Annotated in this window: 19 protein-coding genes; 14 read left to right on the top strand and 5 right to left on the bottom strand. The window is 58.3% G+C overall.

Annotation, left to right across the window (positions count from 1 at the left end; genetic code table 11):
* Positions 1 to 103: 103 nt before the first annotated feature.
* Positions 104 to 1,621 carry a CoA-acylating methylmalonate-semialdehyde dehydrogenase gene (locus tag ACZ9IM_RS09430; RefSeq protein WP_192346847.1) on the top strand — a complete coding sequence of 506 codons (1,518 nt, stop codon included), beginning with the start codon at positions 104 to 106 and terminating at the stop codon, positions 1,619 to 1,621.
* 10 nt (positions 1,622 to 1,631) lie between these two features.
* The gene (gene mmsB / locus ACZ9IM_RS09425; RefSeq protein WP_192346849.1) at positions 1,632 to 2,519 is read left to right on the top strand and encodes a 3-hydroxyisobutyrate dehydrogenase; all 888 of its coding nucleotides are present in this window, start codon (positions 1,632 to 1,634) and stop codon (positions 2,517 to 2,519) included.
* A gap of 230 nt (positions 2,520 to 2,749) precedes the next feature.
* Here the strand turns inward: mmsB and ACZ9IM_RS09420 are convergent, their stop codons facing one another.
* Positions 2,750 to 3,094, bottom strand: a complete 345-nt coding sequence (locus tag ACZ9IM_RS09420) for a cupin domain-containing protein (RefSeq protein WP_095055543.1) — start codon at positions 3,092 to 3,094, stop codon at positions 2,750 to 2,752.
* Positions 3,095 to 3,655: 561 nt separating this feature from the next.
* Between ACZ9IM_RS09420 and ACZ9IM_RS09415 the strand changes: the two genes are divergently transcribed.
* The 5 genes from ACZ9IM_RS09415 to rfbA all read left to right on the top strand — a co-directional run bounded on the left by ACZ9IM_RS09415 (position 3,656) and on the right by rfbA (position 10,210).
* A complete protein-coding gene (locus ACZ9IM_RS09415; RefSeq protein ID WP_476223760.1) occupies positions 3,656 to 4,627 on the top strand; it encodes an acyltransferase in 972 nt (323 codons plus the stop codon).
* A gap of 38 nt (positions 4,628 to 4,665) precedes the next feature.
* Positions 4,666 to 5,874, top strand: coding sequence for a glycosyltransferase family 28 protein (locus ACZ9IM_RS09410; RefSeq protein ID WP_427625840.1), 1,209 nt, complete (start codon positions 4,666 to 4,668; stop codon positions 5,872 to 5,874).
* Between the two features lie 22 nt (positions 5,875 to 5,896).
* Positions 5,897 to 8,074, top strand: a complete 2,178-nt coding sequence (locus tag ACZ9IM_RS09405; protein WP_427625839.1) for a prenyltransferase/squalene oxidase repeat-containing protein — start codon at positions 5,897 to 5,899, stop codon at positions 8,072 to 8,074.
* A 65-nt stretch (positions 8,075 to 8,139) separates the two neighbouring features.
* The gene (gene rfbB / locus ACZ9IM_RS09400) at positions 8,140 to 9,222 is read left to right on the top strand and encodes a dTDP-glucose 4,6-dehydratase (protein ID WP_476223759.1); all 1,083 of its coding nucleotides are present in this window, start codon (positions 8,140 to 8,142) and stop codon (positions 9,220 to 9,222) included.
* A gap of 64 nt (positions 9,223 to 9,286) precedes the next feature.
* The gene (rfbA, locus tag ACZ9IM_RS09395) at positions 9,287 to 10,210 is read left to right on the top strand and encodes a glucose-1-phosphate thymidylyltransferase RfbA (protein WP_427625837.1); all 924 of its coding nucleotides are present in this window, start codon (positions 9,287 to 9,289) and stop codon (positions 10,208 to 10,210) included.
* 48 nt (positions 10,211 to 10,258) lie between these two features.
* Here the strand turns inward: rfbA and ACZ9IM_RS09390 are convergent, their stop codons facing one another.
* Positions 10,259 to 11,404, bottom strand: coding sequence for a CE1758 family FMN-dependent luciferase-like monooxygenase (locus ACZ9IM_RS09390; RefSeq protein ID WP_427625836.1), 1,146 nt, complete (start codon positions 11,402 to 11,404; stop codon positions 10,259 to 10,261).
* Between the two features lie 153 nt (positions 11,405 to 11,557).
* Here ACZ9IM_RS09390 and ACZ9IM_RS09385 point away from each other — a divergent pair, with 153 nt between their 5' ends.
* From ACZ9IM_RS09385 to ACZ9IM_RS09355, 7 genes are all read left to right on the top strand, one after another.
* Entirely contained in the window at positions 11,558 to 12,433 is an 876-nt protein-coding gene (locus ACZ9IM_RS09385) for an NAD(P)-dependent oxidoreductase (protein WP_476223758.1), read from the top strand.
* A gap of 221 nt (positions 12,434 to 12,654) precedes the next feature.
* A complete protein-coding gene (locus ACZ9IM_RS09380) occupies positions 12,655 to 13,812 on the top strand; it encodes an acyl-CoA dehydrogenase family protein (RefSeq protein WP_476223757.1) in 1,158 nt (385 codons plus the stop codon).
* A 130-nt stretch (positions 13,813 to 13,942) separates the two neighbouring features.
* Positions 13,943 to 15,046, top strand: a complete 1,104-nt coding sequence (locus ACZ9IM_RS09375) for an efflux RND transporter periplasmic adaptor subunit (protein WP_427625833.1) — start codon at positions 13,943 to 13,945, stop codon at positions 15,044 to 15,046.
* Positions 15,043 to 18,120: a MexW/MexI family multidrug efflux RND transporter permease subunit gene (locus ACZ9IM_RS09370; protein WP_476223756.1), complete on the top strand. Its 3,078-nt coding sequence runs from the start codon at positions 15,043 to 15,045 to the stop codon at positions 18,118 to 18,120. The genes ACZ9IM_RS09375 and ACZ9IM_RS09370 overlap by 4 nt, the downstream gene beginning before the upstream one ends.
* Positions 18,121 to 18,129: 9 nt before the next feature.
* The gene (locus ACZ9IM_RS09365) at positions 18,130 to 19,560 is read left to right on the top strand and encodes an efflux transporter outer membrane subunit (protein ID WP_476223755.1); all 1,431 of its coding nucleotides are present in this window, start codon (positions 18,130 to 18,132) and stop codon (positions 19,558 to 19,560) included.
* 149 nt (positions 19,561 to 19,709) lie between these two features.
* On the top strand, positions 19,710 to 20,072 hold the full coding sequence (locus ACZ9IM_RS09360; RefSeq protein WP_427625830.1) for an ArsR/SmtB family transcription factor: 363 nt from the start codon (positions 19,710 to 19,712) through the stop codon (positions 20,070 to 20,072).
* Between the two features lie 80 nt (positions 20,073 to 20,152).
* Positions 20,153 to 20,683 (top strand): chorismate--pyruvate lyase family protein, encoded by a 531-nt coding sequence (locus ACZ9IM_RS09355; protein WP_427625829.1) that lies wholly within the window; start codon positions 20,153 to 20,155, stop codon positions 20,681 to 20,683.
* A gap of 140 nt (positions 20,684 to 20,823) precedes the next feature.
* Here ACZ9IM_RS09355 and ACZ9IM_RS09350 read toward each other — a convergent pair whose 3' ends face one another.
* The 3 genes from ACZ9IM_RS09350 to ACZ9IM_RS09340 all read right to left on the bottom strand — a co-directional run bounded on the left by ACZ9IM_RS09350 (position 20,824) and on the right by ACZ9IM_RS09340 (position 22,839).
* The gene (locus ACZ9IM_RS09350) at positions 20,824 to 21,099 is read right to left on the bottom strand and encodes a LysR family transcriptional regulator (protein ID WP_476223754.1); all 276 of its coding nucleotides are present in this window, start codon (positions 21,097 to 21,099) and stop codon (positions 20,824 to 20,826) included.
* Between the two features lie 85 nt (positions 21,100 to 21,184).
* Positions 21,185 to 21,691, bottom strand: coding sequence for a flavin reductase (locus ACZ9IM_RS09345; protein ID WP_008067482.1), 507 nt, complete (start codon positions 21,689 to 21,691; stop codon positions 21,185 to 21,187).
* Between the two features lie 263 nt (positions 21,692 to 21,954).
* Positions 21,955 to 22,839: a LysR substrate-binding domain-containing protein gene (locus ACZ9IM_RS09340; protein WP_476223753.1), complete on the bottom strand. Its 885-nt coding sequence runs from the start codon at positions 22,837 to 22,839 to the stop codon at positions 21,955 to 21,957.
* Positions 22,840 to 22,954 lie beyond the last annotated feature (115 nt).

The raw sequence follows: 22,954 nt of genomic DNA, 5'->3' as shown, positions 1-22,954 counted from the left end.
CAGTCCGATAACCAATTCGTGACACACGCCTCATCTCAAGGCGACTTTCTCGCCTTGGCTCCAAAGATCGCTCTCTAAATAAGAACAACGTCCGGAGACCAATATGAACGCATCGCTAGAAACCACCGTGCAAAAGGTCAAGCTGTTGATCGATGGCGAGTGGGTCGAATCCCAGACCACCGAATGGCACGACATCGTCAACCCGGCGACCCAACAAGTGTTGGCCAAAGTCCCATTCGCGACGGCTGCCGAAGTCGATGCTGCCATCAGCGCCGCCCATCGCGCCTTCCAGACCTGGAGGCTGACGCCGATCGGCGCGCGGATGCGCATCATGCTCAAGCTTCAGGCGTTGATTCGTGAACACTCCAAGCGTATTGCCGTGGTACTCAGCAATGAGCAGGGCAAAACCATCGCCGATGCTGAAGGCGATATCTTCCGCGGCCTGGAAGTGGTCGAGCACGCCTGCTCCATTGGCAGCCTGCAAATGGGCGAGTTCGCCGAGAACGTCGCTGGCGGTGTCGATACCTACACCCTGCGCCAACCGATCGGCGTCTGCGCCGGCATTACCCCATTCAACTTCCCGGCGATGATTCCGCTGTGGATGTTCCCGATGGCCATCGCCTGCGGCAACACCTTCGTGCTCAAGCCGTCCGAACAGGACCCGATGTCGACCATGCTGTTGGTGGAGCTGGCCATCGAGGCCGGCATTCCGCCGGGTGTGCTGAACGTCGTTCATGGCGGCAAGGATGTGGTGGATGCTCTTTGCACTCACAAGGACATCAAGGCTGTTTCGTTCGTCGGTTCGACTGCGGTCGGCACGCACGTCTATGACCTGGCCGGCAAACACGGCAAGCGCGTGCAATCGATGATGGGCGCCAAGAACCATGCGGTCGTGCTGCCCGATGCCAATCGTGAGCAAGCCCTCAATGCTCTGGTCGGCGCCGGTTTCGGTGCGGCCGGGCAACGCTGCATGGCCACATCCGTCGTGGTGCTGGTGGGCGCGGCCAAGCAATGGCTGCCAGACCTGAAAGCACTGGCGCAGAAACTCAAGGTCAATGCCGGCAGCGAGCCGGGCACTGATGTTGGCCCGGTGATTTCCAAGCGAGCCAAGGCGCGGATTCTCGATCTGATCGAAAGCGGCATCAAGGAGGGCGCCAAGCTCGAACTGGACGGTCGCGACATCAGCGTTCCGGGCTACGAGAAAGGTAACTTTGTCGGTCCGACCCTGTTCTCTGGTGTCACTCCCGAGATGCAGATCTATACCCAGGAAATCTTCGGTCCGGTGCTGGTGGTATTGGAAGTCGATACCCTCGATCAGGCCATCGCTCTGGTCAACGCCAACCCATTCGGCAACGGCACGGGGTTGTTCACCCAGAGCGGTGCGGCGGCGCGTAAATTCCAGACGGAAATCGACGTCGGCCAGGTCGGCATCAACATCCCGATTCCTGTGCCGGTGCCGTTCTTCAGCTTCACCGGTTCCCGTGGTTCGAAGCTCGGCGACCTCGGTCCGTATGGCAAGCAAGTGGTGCAGTTCTACACTCAAACCAAGACCGTCACCGCGCGCTGGTTCGACGACGACAGCGTCAACGACGGTGTGAATACCACCATCCACTTGCGTTAAGGAGCCGGACATGAAAATCGCTTTTATCGGTCTCGGCAACATGGGCGCGCCGATGGCGCGCAACCTGATCAAGGCCGGCCATTCACTGCGCCTGGTCGACCTGAACAAAGCTGTGCTGGCAGAGCTCGAGCAACTGGGCGGCAGCATCAGCGCTTCGGCGCGTGAAGCCGCTCAAGATGCAGAACTGGTGATCACCATGCTGCCAGCCGCTGTGCATGTACGCAGCGTCTGGCTGGGTGAAGACGGCGTGTTGGCGGGAATCGCCAAGGGCGTGCCCGCAGTGGATTGCAGCACCATCGATCCGCAGACGGCGCGCGACGTCGCCGCAGCGGCTGCCAAACAAGGCGTGGTCATGGCCGATGCCCCGGTCTCTGGCGGTACCGGCGGTGCTGCGGCCGGGACACTGACTTTCATGGTCGGCGCTACGCCTGAACTGTTCGCCACCCTGCAACCGGTGCTGGCGCAGATGGGCCGCAACATCGTCCACTGTGGCGAAGTCGGCACCGGGCAAATCGCCAAGATCTGCAACAACCTGCTGCTGGGGATTTCCATGGTCGGCGTCAGCGAAGCCATGGCCTTGGGCGATGCGCTGGGGATCGACACGACGGTGCTGGCGGGGATCATCAACAGTTCCACCGGGCGCTGCTGGAGTTCGGAGATGTACAACCCGTGGCCGGGTATCGTCGAAACGGCGCCGGCCTCGCGCGGGTATACCGGCGGTTTCGGTGCTGAACTGATGCTCAAGGATCTGGGCCTGGCCACTGAGGCGGCACGTCAGGCGCACCAACCGGTGGTGCTTGGCGCGGTGGCGCAGCAGTTGTATCAGGCGATGAGTCAGCGTGGGGAAGGCGGCAAGGACTTCTCGGCGATCATCAACAGCTATCGCAAACCCCAATAAGGATTTTTCGGGATGGTGATGGGAGGCTTGCCTGTGGCGAGGGAGCTTGCTCCCGTCCGGCTGCGGAGCAGTCGTAAGTCCTGAGCATGCGGTGTATCTGAAACACCGCATCAGCTTGTTGGGTTCGCTTCGCGAACCAGCGGGAGCAAGCTCCCTCGCCACAAGGGATGCGGATTCCTATCAGTTTTTTTGCCGAGAGACCACGTCGGGTGGTCTCTCGGTTTTTTGCATCAGGCAAACACGAAATACTTGCGCACGGTCTCAACCACTTCCCATGTGCCCTTCATCCCTGGCTCGATGACGAAAATGTCACCGGCACGCAGGTGGATCGGCGCCATGCCTTCCGGAGTGATGACGCAGTAGCCTTCCTGGAAATGGCAGTATTCCCACTTCACGTATTCCACGTACCACTTGCCTGGCGTGCAAATCCAGGTGCCCATGATCTTGCTACCGTCTTCGCTGGTGTAGGCGTTTAGGTTGACGGTGTGCGGGTCGCCTTCGAGTTTTTCCCATTTGCAGGCGTCGAGCACGGGCAATGGGTGGGTATCGCGTAGGACGGTGATAGGTGCGGGCATGTCAGCTCCAGGCTAGCGGCAGGATTGAATGACCAGCCTATCGCCGAGAGGGGGGCACCCGGATGTCTGGGGTCGACATCCAGTTACCTGTAAACGCTGATAGCCTATGCGAAGCTGTTTCGCACCATTGCCGTGCATGTGTGAAGGTTTCGCTACAGCAACGAACCATAAAAGTTCAATAATTTTTTAGACGCAAACGAAATAACCCACCGGACACCTATTGCAAAACAAAATCGTCTGTACTATAACATTCGTACTAGCGGACTTTTCCGCCAATGGAGCTACATTCTAGTCACGGACAGACTTTATTCAGCTTTCTCTATCATTAATTGCTGACTTGGCCATCGGGCCAAGTGTTGCTGTCTACCTGTTGTTATCCAAATAACAACGTGGCGGCGGAGTAACAGTTATTAAAGTTGCGCGGACGCAATGTTATGCGTGCTTTGAGATGGCAGAAAAAATAAACAGTTAGTTATTGCTTATGCACAAGCGGATAGGTCCGCAGGTTTCTGTGTGCATTAAATCATCATGCATCCCGTATCAATGGAATGAGGCTTTACTGTGGATGACACTAATGTAGTCGAAGTTTTAACGACGATCGATTCTGGCAGTGAACTCGGTCGGCATGTATGGATTCGCGCCGCCAGTCGTCTGCAAAATGTTCAATTGGGTGATGACTGTTTCGTCGGGTTCAAGTCCGACTTGAGGTTTGTCGCCATCGGCAAGGCAAGCATGCTGGCCACCGGTGTGCAGTGCCTGGGGACGGCTCAATCCCCGATCCAGATCGGCGCAAACGCCTGGCTGGGTGCGAAGGTTACGGTGAAAGCAGGTGTCTCCATCGGGGCTGGTGCAGTGGTTGCTGCGGGGGCTCTGGTGGTCTCGGATGTTCCGCCCGATGCTGTCGCAGTAGGGCGCCCTGCCCGAATCTTCGCCTATCGCAGTGTTGTAGAGGACGGCGCACCGAGCCCCGAAGGCGTACTGGCGAAGGTGCGGGAGCGGGCTCGTCAGGGCATGCCTTCATTGCTCGACCGGACTTCGTTATCCGTGGCCCGACTCAAGGAACTGAACCCGGATACTCAAACCTGGGACATCAGTGAAGACACGCTTATCGATGCCGAATTGCGCGGTGGTGCCTCGGTGGAAATCGCTCGGGACTGCATTCTGATCGGGCGCAGTGTGCGTCAGGGCGGGATGTCGCAACTGGGTGGTATCGATATTGGAACCGGGACTTCGTTGGATGAAGGCATCGTTATCGAGGCCGCGGGCGGCGTCACGATTGGTGCCTTCAGTGAGTTGGGCGCGCGGGTCACTGTCGTTACTTCATCACATGATCATTCGTTTCGTTCACTGCCTTGGGAGGAGGCCCCTGTACGCATTGGAAGTCGCTGCGTTATTGGTGAGGGAGCAATCATAGTTGGTCCACTGAGTATCGGTGATGGTGCCGTTATAAAACCCTACTCAGTGGTTATAAGGGATGTATTGGAAAACACTGTGGTCAATGGCGTTGTTCAACTAATGGAGATACAGGAATGATTTTATTTGCCCCCAACCCTACTGGTTCCGGACATAACATGCGGGCTCTTTCCATCGCTCAGGCGATAAAGAAACAACGTCCGGATATGGCGCTGACCGTGGCGCTGGCTTCCTTGCAACCGACCTTTACGCCATTGTTCGAAAAGGCCGGGGTCGAGGTAGTGGACATCGCCGGGCGACTGGTCGATTACTCGAAAAAGAGCAACTTGTCGAAAGAGCTGGACTGGGCCAATTACATTGGTGGTTATATCGCCAATACCTTTTTGTCCGGCGAGCGAATCCTGTCTTACCTGGCGTTGATCGCGGAATACAAGCCGGCGGTGCTGGTGTCGGACTACAACATGGCGGCCTGCCTGGCGGCGATTTTCAGCGGTACGCCGCTGGTGTTCGTGACCGAGCGTTATGACTTCACCCTCTGCCAACTGGAAGACAGCGACCTGGCCGACGGCGGATTCGAAGTCAACGCCCTTGAGATGGCCAGAGCCCGCACGGCCCTGCACAGCCAGTTCTCCTGGATGATCAATCAGAGCCAACTGGTCCTGACCGACAAACCCTATGTCGCTTCCCTCGATCAAGGCACTCCGGTCGCCGAGGCCTTGAGTACCGGCAAAGCACACTTCGTCGGGCCGATGATCCGTGACATCACGGTGCAAAGCGGCTTGAACGTGCGCGCCGAACTGAACCTTGGCGACTCGCCGTTCATTGTCGCCTCCATCAGTGGCACTACGATGTTCTCGCAAAACAAGGAAGCACTGCTGGCGGCTTACCTGGAGAGTTTCAAAACCCTGCGCGAACAAAATCCCGAGCTGAAGATGGTGCTGCTGGGACGTCAGGATATCCAGGCCCAGGAAGGTGTTATCTGCGTGCCGTACTACCCCGACTGGATGGGCTTGTTGCGTGAAGCCAGTCTGCTGATTTCGGCACCAGGCTGGATCACCGTGACGGAAATTTCGGCGCTGAACATCCCTACATTGTTCGTCCTGCCTTCGAAGTCGGAATACCACGAACTCGAGGCCTTGCGTCGCCTGGAGCTTCTGGGTTTCCCGACCCATTTGGGTCACGACCAGCACCGGATCGTTGAATTGGTGGCGGGCGAGCTCGAAAAAAATACCAACGCGACCGGTTACTTCGCCCCTCATCAACAAGTGGCCGCCCCGGACGGCGAAGGCGCTGCCCGCGCTGCCATGCGGATTATCGAGTTGTGCCAGGGCGCCGTTGTCCCGTTGACCGAAAGCAAAGCCGCCTAACCTCAAGGAAGAGGGATACACCATGTCGCTTCATCCACAGTTCCTTTTTGATCAAGGCCTCAAAGACGCCGAGTACGGTGGTTATTTTGCAATCACTGATGCCAGCGGGCAGGTCGCGATTTCCAGTGACAAGCAGTTGCAGGATCAGGTTGAGGTGACGCTCTACCAGGCTGCTCATGGCAGCGAAGCGCAATTGCGTTTCGCCCATGAGGGCCTCATGCGTTTGTATGATGGCCAGCACGCGGGGTTTCACGAACTCGCCGATCGGTTCTGGACGCCCCACGGTTCGGGCCGTTGCCGGACGCTGGCGCTGCAACTGGACGCCTTGGCGGCATTGATTGCCTACCAGCGCAAAGTGCCGCAAGACATTGCAAACCTGGCCAACATCAAGGCAATGCTGGAGAAAATCGAAACTGTTTATAGCCGCTCGGTGGTGGCGGGGATGTACAGCAGTGACTGGTCCGAACCGCTGGAACTGGCCACCTCGATCGAGCTGGACATCAGCGCCGTCAACTTGCTCGCGCTGATCGGCACCGATCCGCTGGGAGCCGGCCTTGTCGGGCATCTTGAAGCGCATGCCGAAAACCTGATCGCTCGCGTCGCCGGCAGTGACAGCGAGCAGGGCGTCGATGTGGCGTTGAGCCGCTGTGCCGTGCGGGCGCAAACCAGCCTCGCACTGGTCGGCTTGGCGAGCGTTCGCGATGACAATGCGCTGTCGAATCTGGCGTGTTCGTTTCTCAAGCAGACGTTGGCATTGTTCCGCGATCCCGCCTATGGCGGGTACTGGGATCGGGTGTGTATCAGCGGCAAAGTGCGGGTCGATTGGCACACGTCTTATAAGAAACACGAGTCGCCATTTCCGATCAAAACGGCCTATGACGCAGCGCTGCTGTTGCAGGCGATCCAGGCGTTCCCGGCGGATGCGCATGACCTGGATCGGGCCGGCGTAACGGCTGCCTTGCTGGATTTTCACGACAGCCGCAACGGTGGGCTGTTCATGGGCAAAGGTTATTTCTGGTCGACCCCCGATGACCCGACCGTGCCCTTCATTCGACAGTTCTGGGCGACGCCGCGCCAGCCAGGCGTGTTCACCATCGGCAACCTGACATACCTGCCGTTGCATTTGAAAAGCCTGAAAACCCAGCTCGCCGCCGCGCAGGCACTGCAGGCGGTCCAGCCAGCCACGGCGGTGCATCATCACGATGACGCAGCGTTGGTGGCGCAGGGGCTGGAGAGCATCGATGGCAGTGGCGATGTGCAAGACATTCATCCAGCGGCCGTGCCGGCGATCAATGTGGACTTGAAACGTTATCTGGCGTGGCTGTCCCAAGCTCGGGCCTCCAGCGACACACCTTACGGGCTGACCGCTGAAACCGCTCCGCTGGGGTTTCGGGCAGACAAGACGTGGCAGGTGTTTTCCGGCTTGCATGTGATCTCGGATTTGCATGCCTTGGGCATCGAGATTGAAAACAAGGAGAGCCTGATCGACTGCATCAAGTCATCGCAAAACGCGGACGGCGGCTTCGCCGAACAGCCGGGTCATCTCAGCGATGTGTTCGCCAGTTATTGCGCGGTGCTGTCACTGCGGGTGCTGGGGGCGCTACCGAATGATGTCGAAGGTTGCGTGCGTTACTTGCAGGCGTGCCAGAACCCGGATGGTGGTTTCGGCGACGTCGCGGGTTATGTCTCCGATATCTGGCACACCAACCTGGCGGTTTTGTCGCTGCATGCGCTCGGCGCTCGGGCGCCAGACGAACAGGCCGTGCAGGCTTTTGCGCTGCGATGCCGAACCGCCGATGGCGGGTTTGCCAACAAACCGGGTTATCCGCCGGATGCGTTCTCGGTGTACCGCGTGGTTTCCACGCTGTTCATTCTCAATAAACGCATCGTCGACGCGCAGCAGACCGTGGCGTGGCTGCAAAAACTGCAACAACCCAATGGCTCGTTCCATTACCGGCCTGGCAAGGCTGTCAGTCTGGTGGGTACGTACATGGCCATCGCCGCGATGTATTTGCTCGATGCCCAGCCGCACTACTTGCAAGCGTCGAAGGACTGGATCGCTGCCCATCAAAAACAGGATGGCGGTTTCGGGCCGCTCAATTCGACGTCGGCCACCACCGATGAAAGCTTTGTCTGCATTCAGACCTTGCTGATTCTGGAGAAAGGCTTGAGCCAGTACTGGGTGGCCTTGCTCAACTGACCGATGGCTCGATGGCAGACGCCATCGATGGACTGTGAATCATCAATTGGCCAAGGGAGGCGCTGATGAAAATTTTAGTGACAGGGGGCGCGGGCTTTATCGGCTCGGCAGTCGTGCGGTATCTGATCAACGAAACCGAGTGCGAAGTCATCAACGTAGACAAGTTGACCTACGCCGGTAACCTCGAGTCATTGGCCGATGTGGCCGACTCGCCGCGGTATCGTTTCTATCAAGTGGACATCTGCGACAGGAACGCGCTGGACGAGATCTTTGCGCGTCTTCAACCCGATGCCGTCATGCATCTGGCGGCCGAGTCCCACGTGGATCGCTCGATTGACGGGCCCCAGGCCTTCATCGAGACCAATATCGTCGGCACCTATACTTTGCTCGAAACGGCGCGTGGCTACTGGAACCGATTGGATGCGCCACGTCAGGCGGCGTTTCGTTTCCATCATGTGTCCACGGATGAAGTGTACGGCGACCTGGAGCCCGCGGATCCGGCGTTCACCGAAACCACCGCTTATGCACCCAGTTCGCCGTACTCGGCGACCAAGGCCAGCTCCGATCACCTGGTTCGCGCCTGGCACCGGACGTTCGGTTTGCCGGTGGTGCTGAGCAACTGTTCGAACAATTACGGGCCGTTCCATTTCCCGGAAAAGCTGATCCCTCACATCATTCTCAATGCGCTGTACGGCAAACCGTTACCGGTGTACGGCGACGGAGGGCAGATCCGTGACTGGTTGTTCGTCGAAGATCATGCCCGGGCGTTGTATGCGGTGGTCAGTCGCGGTGAGGTAGGTCAGACCTACAACATCGGCGGCCACAACGAGAAAACCAACCTGCAAGTGGTGCACACCTTGTGCGACTTGCTGGAGACGCGCGGCGCACTCAAACCGGCGGGCGTGGAGCGCTTTCGGGACCTGATCACATTCGTCAAGGATCGCCCCGGCCATGACAAGCGCTACGCCGTCGATGCCGGAAAAATCCAGCAGGACCTGGGCTGGACGCCGCAGGAAACCTTCGAGAGCGGCCTGCGCAAAACGGTCGACTGGTACCTCGACAATCGTTCCTGGTGGACGCGGGTACTGTCGGGCGACTACGCCCTGGAACGCATCGGCGAACACCAAAACGAAGCCGTCGAGGCCTGAACCCAACCCACTTCACAGACGCCATTGCGGGCGTCTGTCACACAACTGCTTCAAGGAGAAAAGCATGGCCAGGTACAAAGGAATCTTATTGGCGGGTGGCGCGGGTTCACGGTTGCATCCTGTGACCCTGGGCGTTTCCAAACAGTCGCTGCCGGTGTACGACAAACCGATGATTTATTACCCGCTGTCGGTATTGATGCTGGCAGAGATTCGCGAAATCCTGATCATCTCCACCCCAGAGGATTTACCGGGTTTCCAGCGTATGCTCGGCGACGGCAGTCAGTTGGGCTTGAGCTTGAGTTACGCGGTACAACCGAGCCCGGACGGTTTGGCCCAAGCCTTCATCATCGGTCGCGAGTTTGTCGGCGAAGACAACGTATGCCTGGTGCTGGGCGATAACATTTTCTATGGCGCCGGTTTCGGTGACACCCTGCTGGAAGCGGCCAGCCGCGAGGAGGGTGCCACTGTGTTTGGCTATTACGTGGCCGACCCGGAGCGCTTCGGCGTCGTCGAGTTCGATGATACCGGCAAGGCTCTGAGCATCTGCGAAAAACCGACTCATCCGAAATCCAATTACGCGGTCACCGGGTTGTACTTCTACGACAACGACGTGCTGCAGATCGCCGCGGATATCAAGCCATCGCCACGGGGTGAGCTTGAAATCACCGACGTCAACAATGTCTACCTGGAACGCGGCAAGTTGAACGTTTCGGTGATGGGGCGCGGGTTGGCCTGGCTGGATACCGGGACTCACGACTCCTTGCTGGAAGCAGGAAATTTCGTGCATGCCATCGAGAAACGCCAGGGCCTGAAGATCGCTTGCCTGGAAGAGATTGCCTACAACAAAGGCTGGATCGACGATGCGCAACTGTTGGAGCAGGCAGGGAGCATGAGCAAGACCGGCTACGGTCAATACCTCGCCCGCCTGATCAACGATGGCGTGCTGTCGGTCATGGATGCGCGGCAACCGCTCAAAGGCGCGGCCTGACACCGTTCAGTGGCCCACGGGATGATAGTGGGCCATTGAAAGGGCGATTTATCGTCCGGTGACCCTGTCGTGTTGCGGGGTTTTGAAGCCAGGTCGCGGTTCAATTGGCGGCGTTTGCGTCGAACGCAAACGTGCCAGGCGACTGGCGTGGGTCGGAGGCTCGGCCGCTAACGGTGAACGACGCTTGCGGGTCTCTTCGCGCAATACCGGCAGTACTTCCTTGCCGAACATGTCGAGTTGTTCCAGCACGGTTTTTAAAGGAATACCGCCATGGTCGAAGAGAAACAGCTGTCGCTGGTAGTCGCCGAAGTGCTCGCGGAACGTCAGGGTCTTGTCGATGATTTCCTGGGGGCTGCCCACGGACAACGGGGTCATCTCCATGAACTCTTCAAGGGAAGGGCCATGACCGTAGACCGGGGCGTTGTCGAAGTAAGGGCGGAATTCCCGTCGTGCGTCCTGGGAGTTGCGGCGCATGAAAATATGCCCGCCCAGGCCGACGATGGCTTGTTCTGGCGTGCCATGCCCGTAGTGCGCAAATCGCTCACGGTAAAACTCCACCAGGGCAATGAAATGCTCGCGGGGCCAGAGGATATGGCTGGCAAAAAAACCATCGCCGTAATACGCCGCTTGCTCGGCGATTTCCGGGGTACGAATCGAGCCATGCCAGACAAAGGGCGGCACGTCGTCCAGCGGTCTGGGAATGGAAGTGAAGTTCTTCAAAGGGGTACGAAAGCGACCGCTCCAGTTGATGTCTTCTTCGCGCCAGAGCCTGTGCAGCAATCGATAATTTTCCATCGCCAGCGGCAGGCCGTCGACGATGCTTTTGCCGAACCAGGGATAGACCGGTGCGGTATTTCCCCGGCCAAGCATCAAGTCCATGCGGCCGCCTGCCAGGTGTTGCAGCAACGAGTATTCCTCGGCCAGCCGCACCGGGTCATTGGTGGTAATGAGGGTGGTAGACGTCGACAAAATGATGCGCTGGGTTTTCGCTGCGATGTACGCCAGCAACGTGGTGGGGGAGGACGTGATGAACGGCGGATTGTGGTGCTCGCCCGTGGCGAACACATCCAGGCCGATGTCTTCGGCTTTTTGCGCGATTTGCAGGGTGGCCTGAATGCGCTGAGATTCACTTGGGGTACTGGCGTTGGTCGGGTCTTGTGTGACGTCGCCAACGGTGTAGATCCCGAATTGCATAAAGCCTCCTTGCCTTGCGTGTAGGTGTGTTTGAAGCCGCTGCCTCGAGGTTAAATAAACGAGGCACTTGAAATGTACGCCTGTACACGTACAATCGCAATTGTGGTGCGACGTCCAACGGACATTTCGAACTGACAAGGACGGGAGCAGAGCATGGAGCTGGGATTTATTGGTTTGGGCACGATGGGCGTGCCGATGGTGCTGAACCTGTTAAAGGCCGGTCATCGGGTCAAGGTGTGGAATCGATCGTCGGCACCGCTGGATGAATTGGCGCGTGCCGGTGCTCAGCCCGTCGGTAGTCCGGCACTCGCCGCACAGGCCGAGGTGTTGATCTCGATGTTGGGCGATGACGTCGCCATGCGCTCGGTGTTCATTGACGGCAAAGGGCTGGAGGGCCTCACGGCGGGGAGTGTTCACGTGAATATGTCCACGGTGTCGGTCGCGCTGGCCAAGGAGTTTGCGGCGCTGCATGCCGAGCGCGGTGTGGCGTATGTCTCTGCTCCGGTGCTGGGACGGGTGGACGTGGCCGCGGCAGGCAATCTGAATATTCTCGCGTCTGGTCCCGCGCAGGCACTGGCCCGTGTTCAGCCGCTATTCGATGTGTTGGGACGCAAGACCTGGCCATTCGGGGAATGCGCGGAGCTGGCGTGCGTGGCCAAACTGTCGGCCAATATGATGATTGCGGCGGCGATCGAGTCCATGGCGCAAGCGTCCACTCTGGCCAGCAGCTATGGCATCAGCCGCGCGACGTTCATTGAAATGATCACCTCGACGCTGTTTCCCGTACCGGTTTATCAAGGCTACGGGCAACTGATGATCGATAAACATTTTGAGCCGGCGGGCTTCAAGCTGTCCCTGGGGCTGAAGGATATTCGCTTGGCCCTTGAGGCAGGCGAAGCGGCGCAGGTGCCATTGCCGTTTGCCAGTGTTTTGAAAGACAACTTGCTGGACGCAATGGCCCATGGTCAGGGCGATCAGGACTGGGCATCGTTGTCAGAGGTGAGTGCACGACGCGCCGGCTCACGCTAATACCCGAAAGTTAAAGAAAGCGTAACTTCTATGGGAGTTCGGTAGTGTCTTTTCGTCTGGAGTTTTTCATTAAGCTGGACGGAGTTTTTTCTAAAAGAAAACCTAACTAACGCTTGCCAATGTACGACTGTAGACGTACATTTTTGTCGGCTTCAAAAATAATAAAGATTCATCTGTTCTTCGTCTGCTGATCATTAAATAAATAATAGCTAGGAGCCGTTATGAAAAATCTTATGCAATGGAACAATCTTCCCACTGAGTCCAACGAATGGCTTGAGAAGGTGCGTGCGCTGAACCCGTTGATCATCAGGCACAGGGATTACAGCGAACAGACGAATGCGACTCACAAGGATGTGATGTCTGAGCTCTTCAAGGAAGGTTTCGGCAGAACGTCGGTGTCCAAGGCGTTTGGTGGTTCGCAAGTGGATATCCAGACGACCTCCGCCATGCTGCTCGAATTTGCCCGTCATGATGCCTCGGTGTCCTGGCAATTGGCGGTGCAAGTGGCAATGGGTCGGCTCTCCGACTACTTGCCGGAGCAGACCTCCGAAGCGATCTACAGCACTTGCACGGGTTTTGTGATTGGTGCGATTCACTCTGGCGGTGAGGCCGTGCCGGACGGCGACGATTACCTGCTGAGCGGCAAGTGGGCCTTCGCCAGCGGTTCGGCCTATGCCGACTGGCTGGTGTGTACCGCCACGGTGAAAGGCCCGGCCGACGGTTCGGCCCCTGAAGTGCGGATGTTTTTTGTTCCGGCGTCTCAATGCAAGATCAACCACACCTGGGACACGCTGGGCATGCGCGGCACGGGCAGCCACCATTTCGAGTGTGAGCAAGTGCTGGTCAACAAGGCGTTCTCCCTGGATGTCGAGACGTTGAAGAAGTCTCCGGAAATTCGTAGTTCGCGGGCATACGCCACAGGCTATTACGAATTCGGTACCCTGGCGGCGATGTCCACCGTGCTGGGCGTTGCTCGTGCGGCGGTCGATCATTTCCGTAACGACCGGGCGGTGAACACCGATCCTGGCCTGGAAGGGGTGATTTTCGAGAAAACCGGTCGAGCCATTTCGTCGGTGCACACGGCTCAGTTGCTGCTTGAAGATGCGATCTGCCAGGTCATCAACCGTGGCGAAACGATCGGCGATCCGGTCAGTGCCCGGGTCGGGCTGGCGGCCTCGGTGCTCACTGAAAACTCGGTGAGCGCCGTGAATCAGATTTATGCGTTGGCCGGTTCCAAAGCGGTTTATAAGTCCCACTTCCTGGAACGCTGTTTCCGCGATATTCATACCGGTTCAAAGCACTTCACTTTGTCGCCTTTGAACTTGCACGGTATTGGCAAGTTTTACCTGGATAAGACCAATGCGCTCGCGGCAGCGTAAACGGTTATAAATAAATCCGGCGTGTCATGAGTGATTAATCACAGGGATTAATGACACGCCGGGTTTGTGCCGCCTCTTTTATTAATTCTTGAACTTTTGCGCTCGCAGTTGAGAGTCAAGGGAGTGCCACATGCTTGCTCGAAATAAAGTTAAATCACTGGTGTTTGTTCTGCTGGTTATTGTTATTGGCAGTGCTTTCGGTTGGCGTTTCTGGTGGCCCGACCCAGTCTCGGCCGAACAACGGCTACCCAGTACCAAGGTCGGTTTGGCGCAGGTCAAGAAACAGCCCTACACCTATTACCTGGAAGCTATCGGCAAGCTTGAGGCTCAGCGCCAGGTGCTGGTGTCGGCTGAAGTCAGCGGCAAGGTCGTGGACATCGACTTCGAGTCCGGTGATCAAGTGGCGGCGGGGCAAGTTCTGCTCACGCTTAACGATGCACCGGAGCAAGGTGAACTGGTTCGCCTGAAGGGCGAGTTCGAATCGGCCAAGGCGCAATTCGCCCGGGTGCAGGAACTGGCAAAAACCGGTGCCGAAAGCCGTCGAGCCTTTGACAGTGCCCGCGCTCAATATGACGCGGCCAAAGGCGACATGGAGCGCATGCAGGCGCAAATCGCCCAGCGTCATATTCGTGCGCCGTTCGCTGGCACCCTCGGGATTCGTCAGGCGCATTTGGGTCAGTACCTGGAGGCCGGTGGCGCTGTCGCGACCCTGACCGACCCCGGTGTGCTGCGGGTCAACTTTACCCTGGCCGAGCGCGATGGCTCCCGCGTCCAGCTTGGCCAAACCGTGCAGGCGAAAGTCGATGCCTGGGCGGATGTGAAGTTTCAGGGAAAGATTGTGGCGGTCGATCCACAGATCAATCAGTCCCATACCATCAACGTCCAGGCGGTGATCACTGACACGAAAAAACTGCTGCGCCCAGGCATGTATGCCCGAGTGTCGGTCACGTTGCCGCAGACTTCCGAGCTGGTGATTCCGGAGACGGCCATCACCTACAACGCCTACGGCGAAAGCGTCTTCTCCGTATACACGGATGACCTGGGGGTGCAGAAGGTCAAGCGCGAGAGCATCAAGGTCGGTGAGCGCCGCGATGGCTGGGCGGTTGTCGACAAAGGTTTGAACGAAGGCGTGCAGGTGGTGACTTCCGGTCAGTTGAAACTCCATGACGGAGTGGCCGTGGAAGGTGTGCCGGACACGGTTGGCCTTAACCTCACCACTGGATTGGAAAAATGAAATTCACCGACATCTTTCTCCGCCGCCCCGTGCTCGCAGTGGTGGTCAGTACGCTGATCCTGCTGTTCGGCGTGCGTGCGTTGCTGAACCTGCCGATCCGCCAGTATCCGATGCTGGAAACCTCGACCATCACGGTCACCACCCAATACCCGGGCGCCTCGTCGGAGTTGATGCAGGGCTTTGTGACACAACCGATCAGCCAGGCCGTGGCCTCGGTGGAGGGCATCGATTACCTGTCTTCGGCGTCGACCCAGGGCCGTAGCCAAGTGACGATCCGGATGGCACTCAACAGTGATTCCATCTCCGCGCTGACCGAGGTCATGGCCAAGGTCAATCAGATCAAATACCGCTTGCCCAAGGATGCCTATGACCCGGTGGTGGAACGCACCTCGGGTGGTTTTACCAGTGTGGCGTACGTGGCGTTCGCCAGTTCCAACCTGACCATTCCTCAGATGTCCGATTACATTTCCCGTGTTGTCGAACCGATGTTCGCCGGCATCGAAGGCGTGGCCAAAATCAACATCATGGGCGAGCAGAAACTCTCCATGCGCCTGTGGCTGGATCCGCAACGCCTGGCGGGCTACGGAATGACCGGCCAGGACGTGTCGCAGGCGATCGAAGGCAACAACTTCCAGGCCGCCCCGGGGCAGGTCAAGGGCTTGTATGTGGTCAGCAATTTGCGGATCAACACCGACCTGAACAGTGTTGAAGATTTCCGCGACATGGTGCTGCGCAACGACAATGGCCGCATCATCCGCGTGCGGGATGTCGGGACTGTCGAGCTCAATGCCGCTTCAACCGATACCAGTGGTTCGATGAGTGATGTGCCGGCGCTGTTCCTCGGCCTGGACGCCGCACCGACCGGCAACCCGCTGGTGATCGTCAAACGCGTACGAGAGTTGTTGCCACAGATCCAGGAAACCCTGCCGCCGGGTGTGACGGTACAAATTCCGTTCGAAGTGGCGCACTTCATTCAATCCTCGATTGATGAAGTGTCTTACACGCTACTGGAAGCTTTGGTGATCGTGGTCCTGGTGATTTACCTGTGCCTGGGGACGTTCCGCACCGTGCTGATTCCCCTGGTGACCATTCCGCTGTCGATGCTCGGCGCCGCGATGTTGATGCAGATGTTCGGCTTCAGCCTGAACCTGCTGACGTTGCTGGCGATGGTTCTGGCCATCGGCCTGGTGGTGGACGATGCGATCGTGGTGGTGGAGAACGTGCACCGCCACATCGAGGAAGGCAAATCCCCATTCGATGCGGCGTTGATCGGGGCCCGGGAAGTGGCTGGGCCGGTGGTCGCGATGACGTTCACCCTGGCGGCGGTGTACGCGCCTATCGGTTTGATGGGCGGACTGACCGGCACGCTGTTCAAGGAGTTCGCGCTGACCCTGGCAGGGGCCGTGGTTATCTCCGGCATCGTTGCATTGACGTTGTCGCCGATCATGAGCACCCGTCTGCTGGACGCCAAAAGCAGCGAGGGCTTCATGGCCGTCAAGGCCGACCGTTTCTTCCAGTCTTTGGCCCGCCGCTATGGCGCGTTGCTGGGCGGCTCGCTTGCACGGCGCTGGATCAGCCTCAGCGTGGCCCTGGTGATCTTTTTCAGCCTGCCGTTTCTGTACCGCTCGGCGCAAACCGAACTGGCGCCGCTGGAAGATCAGAACATTTTGCTGACGGCCATCAAGGCACCGCAGCATGCCAACCTCAATTACCTTGAGGCGTACGCCCACAAGCTCTACGAGACGTTCAACCAGATCCCCGAGGGCTATAGCAACTGGGTGGCCAACGGTTCCGATGGGCTGTCCAACAGCGTCGGCGGGATCAACCTGGTGGACTGGGACAAGCGCGGTCGCGACGCCAACACGATCCAGCCCGACTTGCAGGCGCGGGTCAACGAGATCGAAGGCACCAGCATCTTCGTGTTCCAGATGCCGCCCTTGCCGGGTTCCACCGGTGGGTTGCCAGTGCAAATGGTGATCCGCAGCGATCAGGATTACCTGGCGTTGTTCAACGTGATGGATCAGCTCAAGCAGGCAGCCCAGGCCAGCGGTTTGTTTGCCGTGGTCGACAGCGACCTGGACTTCAATAACCCGGTGGTGGAAATCCAGATCGATCGCGCCAAGGCCAACGCCCTGGGCATTCGTATGCAGGATATTGGTGAGACCCTCAACAGTTTGATCGGCGAGAAATACGTCAATCGGTTTTCCTTTCACGGGCGCTCCTACGACGTGATTCCGCAGTCGATTTCCTCGGACCGGCTCACCCCCGAAACCCTCAAGTTGTATTACGTGAAGGATCAGAAGGGCAATCCGGTACCGTTATCGACACTGGCCACGCTCAACATGAAAGTCGAGCCCAATCGCTTGACCCAATTCAACCAGCAGAACTCCGCCACGCTCCAGGCCATTCCGGCACCGGGCGTGACCCTGGGCGATGCCGTGGGGTTCCTGCAAAAGCAATCGGAAGGGTTCCCGGCCGGCTTCAGTTTCGACTGGCAGTCCGATGCCCGGCAGTACGTGCAGGAAGGCAACAGCCTGGCGTTCACCTTCGGTCTGGCGCTGGTGATCATTTACCTGGTGCTGAGCGTGCAATACGAGAGCTTCCGCGATCCGTTCATCATTCTGATCAGCGTACCGTTGTCGATTTGCGGGGCGCTGGTACCGCTGGCGCTGGGGATGACCTCGCTGAACATTTACACGCAAATCGGCCTCATCACCTTGATCGGATTAATCAGTAAGCACGGCATTTTGATGGTTGCGTTCGCCAATGAATTGCAGCGCAAGCAGGGCATGGACCGGGTCCAGGCGATTCAACATGCCGCGCAGGTTCGCCTGCGGCCGATTCTCATGACCACCGCAGCGATGGTGGTGGGGCTTGCTCCCCTGTTGTTCGCCAGCGGTGCCGGCGCCAACAGCCGCTTCGGGCTGGGCCTGGTGATTGTGGTGGGCATGCTGATCGGCACGCTGTTCACGCTGTTTATCCTGCCCTCGGTTTACACCTTGCTGAGCTCGATCAAACAGCCAGCCAGCGCGCCTGAGGCCACTCTGGTCAGTGCGCCGCAACCCATCATGTGAGGATGTTGTATGTATCGGATTACGCGCTTGATGCTGGCGCCGCTGGCTATTTCCATCCTGATGGCGGCAGGCTGTGTGAACTATGCCGGGATCGATCATCAGGGCAGCTTGTTGTCGGTTGACGATCTGCACTCCAAAACGCTGCAAGACACACTGCCGCCCGCCAACTGGCCTCGTGCCGACTGGTGGACGTCGTTGGGTGACCCGCGACTGGGCGCCTTGATCGAAGAGGCCTATGCCAGCAACCCGGACTTGCAGGAAGTGTCGGCACGGGTCGCCAAGGCCAACGCGTTCCTGGATTTGCGCGAGGCCGAGCGCTACCCCGAAGTCAATGCTTCGGCGGGCGTCACCCGTGCCCGGTTGTCCCGGTACGAGGACTACAGCGGAGAGGGCCGGAACTACGTCACTGCCCGATCGCTGGCGGTCAATTTCAACTACACCTTTGATCTGTGGGGTGGACAGCGGGCAGCCTGGGAATCGGCACTCAACGGTGCCATGGCGGCCGAAGTCGACCTGCAATCATCGAGGCTGATTCTGACGGTCAACGTGGTCAAGGCCTACAACCAGCTTGCCTACGCCTGGCAGGTGTCGGAACTCAATCGCCGGGATCTCGCGCGGTTGAGCAAGTTGGTGGAACTCTCGGGTTCACGCTATGACTCGGGGCTGGATAATCTGTCGCAGTTGAAGCAGGTGCAAAGTCTCAAGGCGCGCTCGGAATCGACCTTGATCGGCGCGCTGGATGACATCGAAATCGCCCGGTTGCAGTTGTCGGCATTGGTCGGCAAGGGCGTGGATCGCGCGCAAAGCATCGACCGTCCTTCAAGCCTGCAAGCCAGTGTGGTGGCGCTGCCCGCTCAGTTGCCGGCGCAACTGGTCGGGCGTCGGCCAGATATCGTGGCGGCACGCTGGCGGGTCGAAGCCGAGAACAAGAATGTCGATGCGCTCAAGACTACGTTTTATCCCAACGTTAACCTGGTGGCTTCGGCGGGGACTCACGCGTTGTCCGGGGATGCATTGCTCGCCAGCGTCAGCAAGTTCTGGAACATCGCACCGGCCGTTTCCCTGCCGATTTTCGATGCCGGGCGCTTGCGCTCCGACCTCAAGGCCGGCAATGCCGAACTGGATATTTCGATTGCTCACTACAATCAGGTGCTGACCTCGGCCCTGCATGAAGTGGCGATTTCGGTCACGCAACTGCGCTCTTTCGAACAGCAGATTGCAGTGCAGCAAGATGCCTGTGCCATTGCCCAGTCGTCCTACGATCTTTCTCAGTCCCGGTACAAGGCCGGTGAAGATACGTTCCTGGATGCGTTAAACATTGAGCAACAATTGATTCAGGACGAGATGCGCCTGGCCTTCCTCAACAGCAAGCACATCGACAGTTCGATTTCGTTGATGGCGGCCTTGGGCGGCGGCTTTCAGGAGCGTGAAGTGCAGTAAAAAACCAACGGGGGATTGCAGGGTTCAAGGTGCTGTAGTGCCCGGGGTGGTTATCGCGGGGGGGTACTTTTTGTGTATAGTTTTACTGTTCTCGTATAGACGAATCCTAGTAAGACACCTCCCGCCTATATCATCAAAGGTACCTACCTATGAACGTTGCAAATCACCCTAATCAGGACCAGATCTTATTAGAGAATGTTCTGTCCGCACTGGGTAGCCCGTTGCGCCTGACCGTATTGAAGGTGTTGGCCGATGGCCAGGAACACCCGTGCGGGCGCATTCTCAAGGGTGCGTCGAAATCGACAATGACGCATCACTGGCGGGTCCTGCGTGACAGCGGTCTGATTTGGCAACGGCCATATGGTCGTGAAAACCTGTTGTCTTTGCGCCGCGAGGACATGGACCAGCGTTTTCCAGGGCTGCTCGATTCATTACTCACCGCGGTCAAGTTCGACGAGCAAACCGTCGAAGTGATCAGCAAGCATGAAGTGAACGAAGAGACCGAGGCTTGAGTTTCAGGAGTACACGGCAAGTGAAGGGCAGAGCCCTTCACTGCAACCATTGAGTTCACGATCACCAGGGAGGTGAGAGTATGGGGACAAGTCATTATTGGTCGTCGCGACCGTTGTCGGAATTAACTGATCCCGAACATCACTGGCTGTTTTTGCCGGGCGCGCTGACCCCTCGTTTGAAGGCGATGGGCAGTTACTCCATCGAAGTGGTCGAGCAGTCCCACGGACCCCTCAACCCTGACGAGGCAGAAGCCTTGAACGTATCGGCGGCGTCGACCGGTTGGGTGCGTGAGGTGGTCATGAAGCTCGATGGTGAGCCCTGTGTCACGGCGCGCAGCCTGACCAGCGTACCGGCCCTGAGCGCCGATTGGTCGGAGCTCAACGAATACGGCGGCCGACCATTGGCCGAGATCCTCTACACGTCGGCCCAAACCCTGCGAGAACCTTTCCAGTGCGCTTTGCTGTCCCCCGGTGCGCCATTGGCGGCGCTGTCCTATCGTTTCGCCCCTCATGCCAAACGATTGCTGGCCAGGCGCTCGCGCTTCACGCGCAACGGCTCTGCCTTGCTGGTCAGTGAGTGCTTTCTACCGGCCTTTTGGGCGCGGGTTTAGTCAGGATCAGGCTCGGCAATCGAGCTTGAAGTCACGCATCTTCCGATCCCTCATCTTTTCATATCCTCTCAGCGTTCTACGTTTGAGTCCGGGACAACCCCCTGATCGTTCACCCGAGCAAGGGGTTTTGGCGTTCTTTGTCAGCGGCAAATCACCGCTTCTATCTGACTGATCGCCGGGGTGAGGGCCAGCGCCAGTTTTTCAGCTTTCGAGGTGGGGCGCATGGTATTGGAGGAGCGCAGGAACAACGGGTCATCGAACTTTTTGCGCAAGCGCGATAACGATCCGCTGATCGCTGGTTGTTTGACATGCAGGCGTTCAGCCGTGCGGGTAACACTTCGCTCCCGGAACAACACCAGAAAAATAATGATCAGGTTAAGGTCTATATCCGCGAAGTTTTCTTCATTGAATAACATGTTCTCATCCCTGTGATGACCCGGTATTGGACAGGCCGACGTCCAGGCAACACGGCGGCTGTCATCAATGCCGGGCAGGCAGCGGTTACTGATCGGGCGCCAATCGCAGTTCGTCGTTGAGACGGTAGTAATTGCGATTGAAGTAGACCAGGCCTTCCTTGGCCTCGCTGTGTTTGAGCTTGAGAATTTCACAGTAAAAAATGCTGTGAGTACCCACCTCGTCGATCTTGCTGATGCGACAGTCGAGATTGACCAGCGCTTCATCGATGGCTGGCGAACCGGTCACCAGGGTTTCGCAGTTCACACTGGAAAAGCGTTCCTGCATGGACAGCTGACGATTGGCGAACGCCCCGGATGTTGATTGATGATTTCCCGTCAGCACATTCACACAGAGCACCCCATTGGTTTTGAAATGCTCGTGATTGGACGAGGAGCGGTTCACGCAGACCAGCAGTGTGGGCGGTGAATCCGTCACGCTGCACACCGCCGACGCGGTAAAGCCAAAACGACCCGCGGGGCCATCCGTTGTCACAATGGTGACCGCACTTCCCAGCATCGCCATTGCATTACGAAATTCAGTTGAATCAACCATAGCGTCCCCTCATTCCTTGTAGGTTATTGGAGCTGATCCGTTCTTCCTTGCCCGCCGTCGCCGCAGGGTGGCGGGTACTGAACGACACGTTCGGCTTCGAAGCTATAGTACGTATGTAGTCGTACCATGCAAGCTATTCCTTGTGCTTATTTTTGCTGAAAAGGGGCAAGCATGAGAGAGCGTTCAAGGCCTCGCTAACGGGCGGTTTGCTTGCTCATCGTAACTGTCCCTGAAGCTGAAACCTCAAGGGTAAAGTCTGCCCCTCAGGGGAGAGTCAAGGCATTCAGCAAGGCCTGGGCATAACCGGGCAGTGCGGCGAAGTCCCGGGCACACAGCAACAGTTTGCGGCGGGCCCATGGCTCTTTCAGTTCGATGCTTTTGAACGGTGTTTCAGTCGGCCAGCGTTCGACCGTCGCCAAGGGCACGATCGCCAACCCGGCACCTCGGGCGACCATGCGCATCACGCCATCGAAGCCATCGGCACGGATGCGGATCTGCATCCGTAAACCGCTGTGCAGGGCTTGTTCTTCCAGGTACACGGCCAAGGCGCTGTTGGCGTTCAGGCCGACGTAATCGTGGTGCAGGGTGGCGCTGAAACTTAACGGTCCGGTGTCGGCCAAGGGGTGATCCCATGGCAGTATCAACACCAGTGGGTCGTCACGGAAATAGCGGGTCTGAAGGCCGTCGGCATCCACGGCGTCGGACACAATGCCCAAGTCCGCCGCACCTTGGCGCAAGGCGTGGGTGATGCGCGCGCTGGGCAACTCTTGGAGGTCGATGTCGAGGTTCGGATGGTCACGCAGAAAGTCTGCCAGCAACTCCGGCAGGTACTCGGTGATTGCAGTGGTGTTGCACAACAACCGCACCTGGCCTTTGACCCCTTTGGCGTATTCGGCCAAGTCCTGCTGCATGCGCTCGGCCTGTTGCAACAGGACTCGGGCATGCTGCGCCAGGGCCTTGCCGGCCGGGGTTGGACTGACACCGCGACGACCTCGCTCAAGAAACTCGATGCCGAGTGAAGCCTCCATGGCGCGGATTCGAGCGCTCGCCGCCGCCAGCGACAAATGGCTGCGAGCTGCGCCGGCGGTGATGTTGCCGGTGTCGAGGATGCTCAGGTAGAGGCGCAGGTCGGTGAGGTCGAAGTGCATCGTTACAGCCTCGGGAGGTTTGTTGTCTGGACGGGGCCCCTTCGCGGGCTTGCCCGCGAAGACGTCATCAGCCGCAACGAAAACTTTAGCCTCTACCAAATCAAGAGGCTGCCTC

The sequence above is a fragment of the Pseudomonas sp. TE12508 genome (assembly GCF_056279485.1).
Note: the sequence above shows the minus strand (reverse complement) of the source record. Positions and strands in the feature narration are given on the sequence as shown.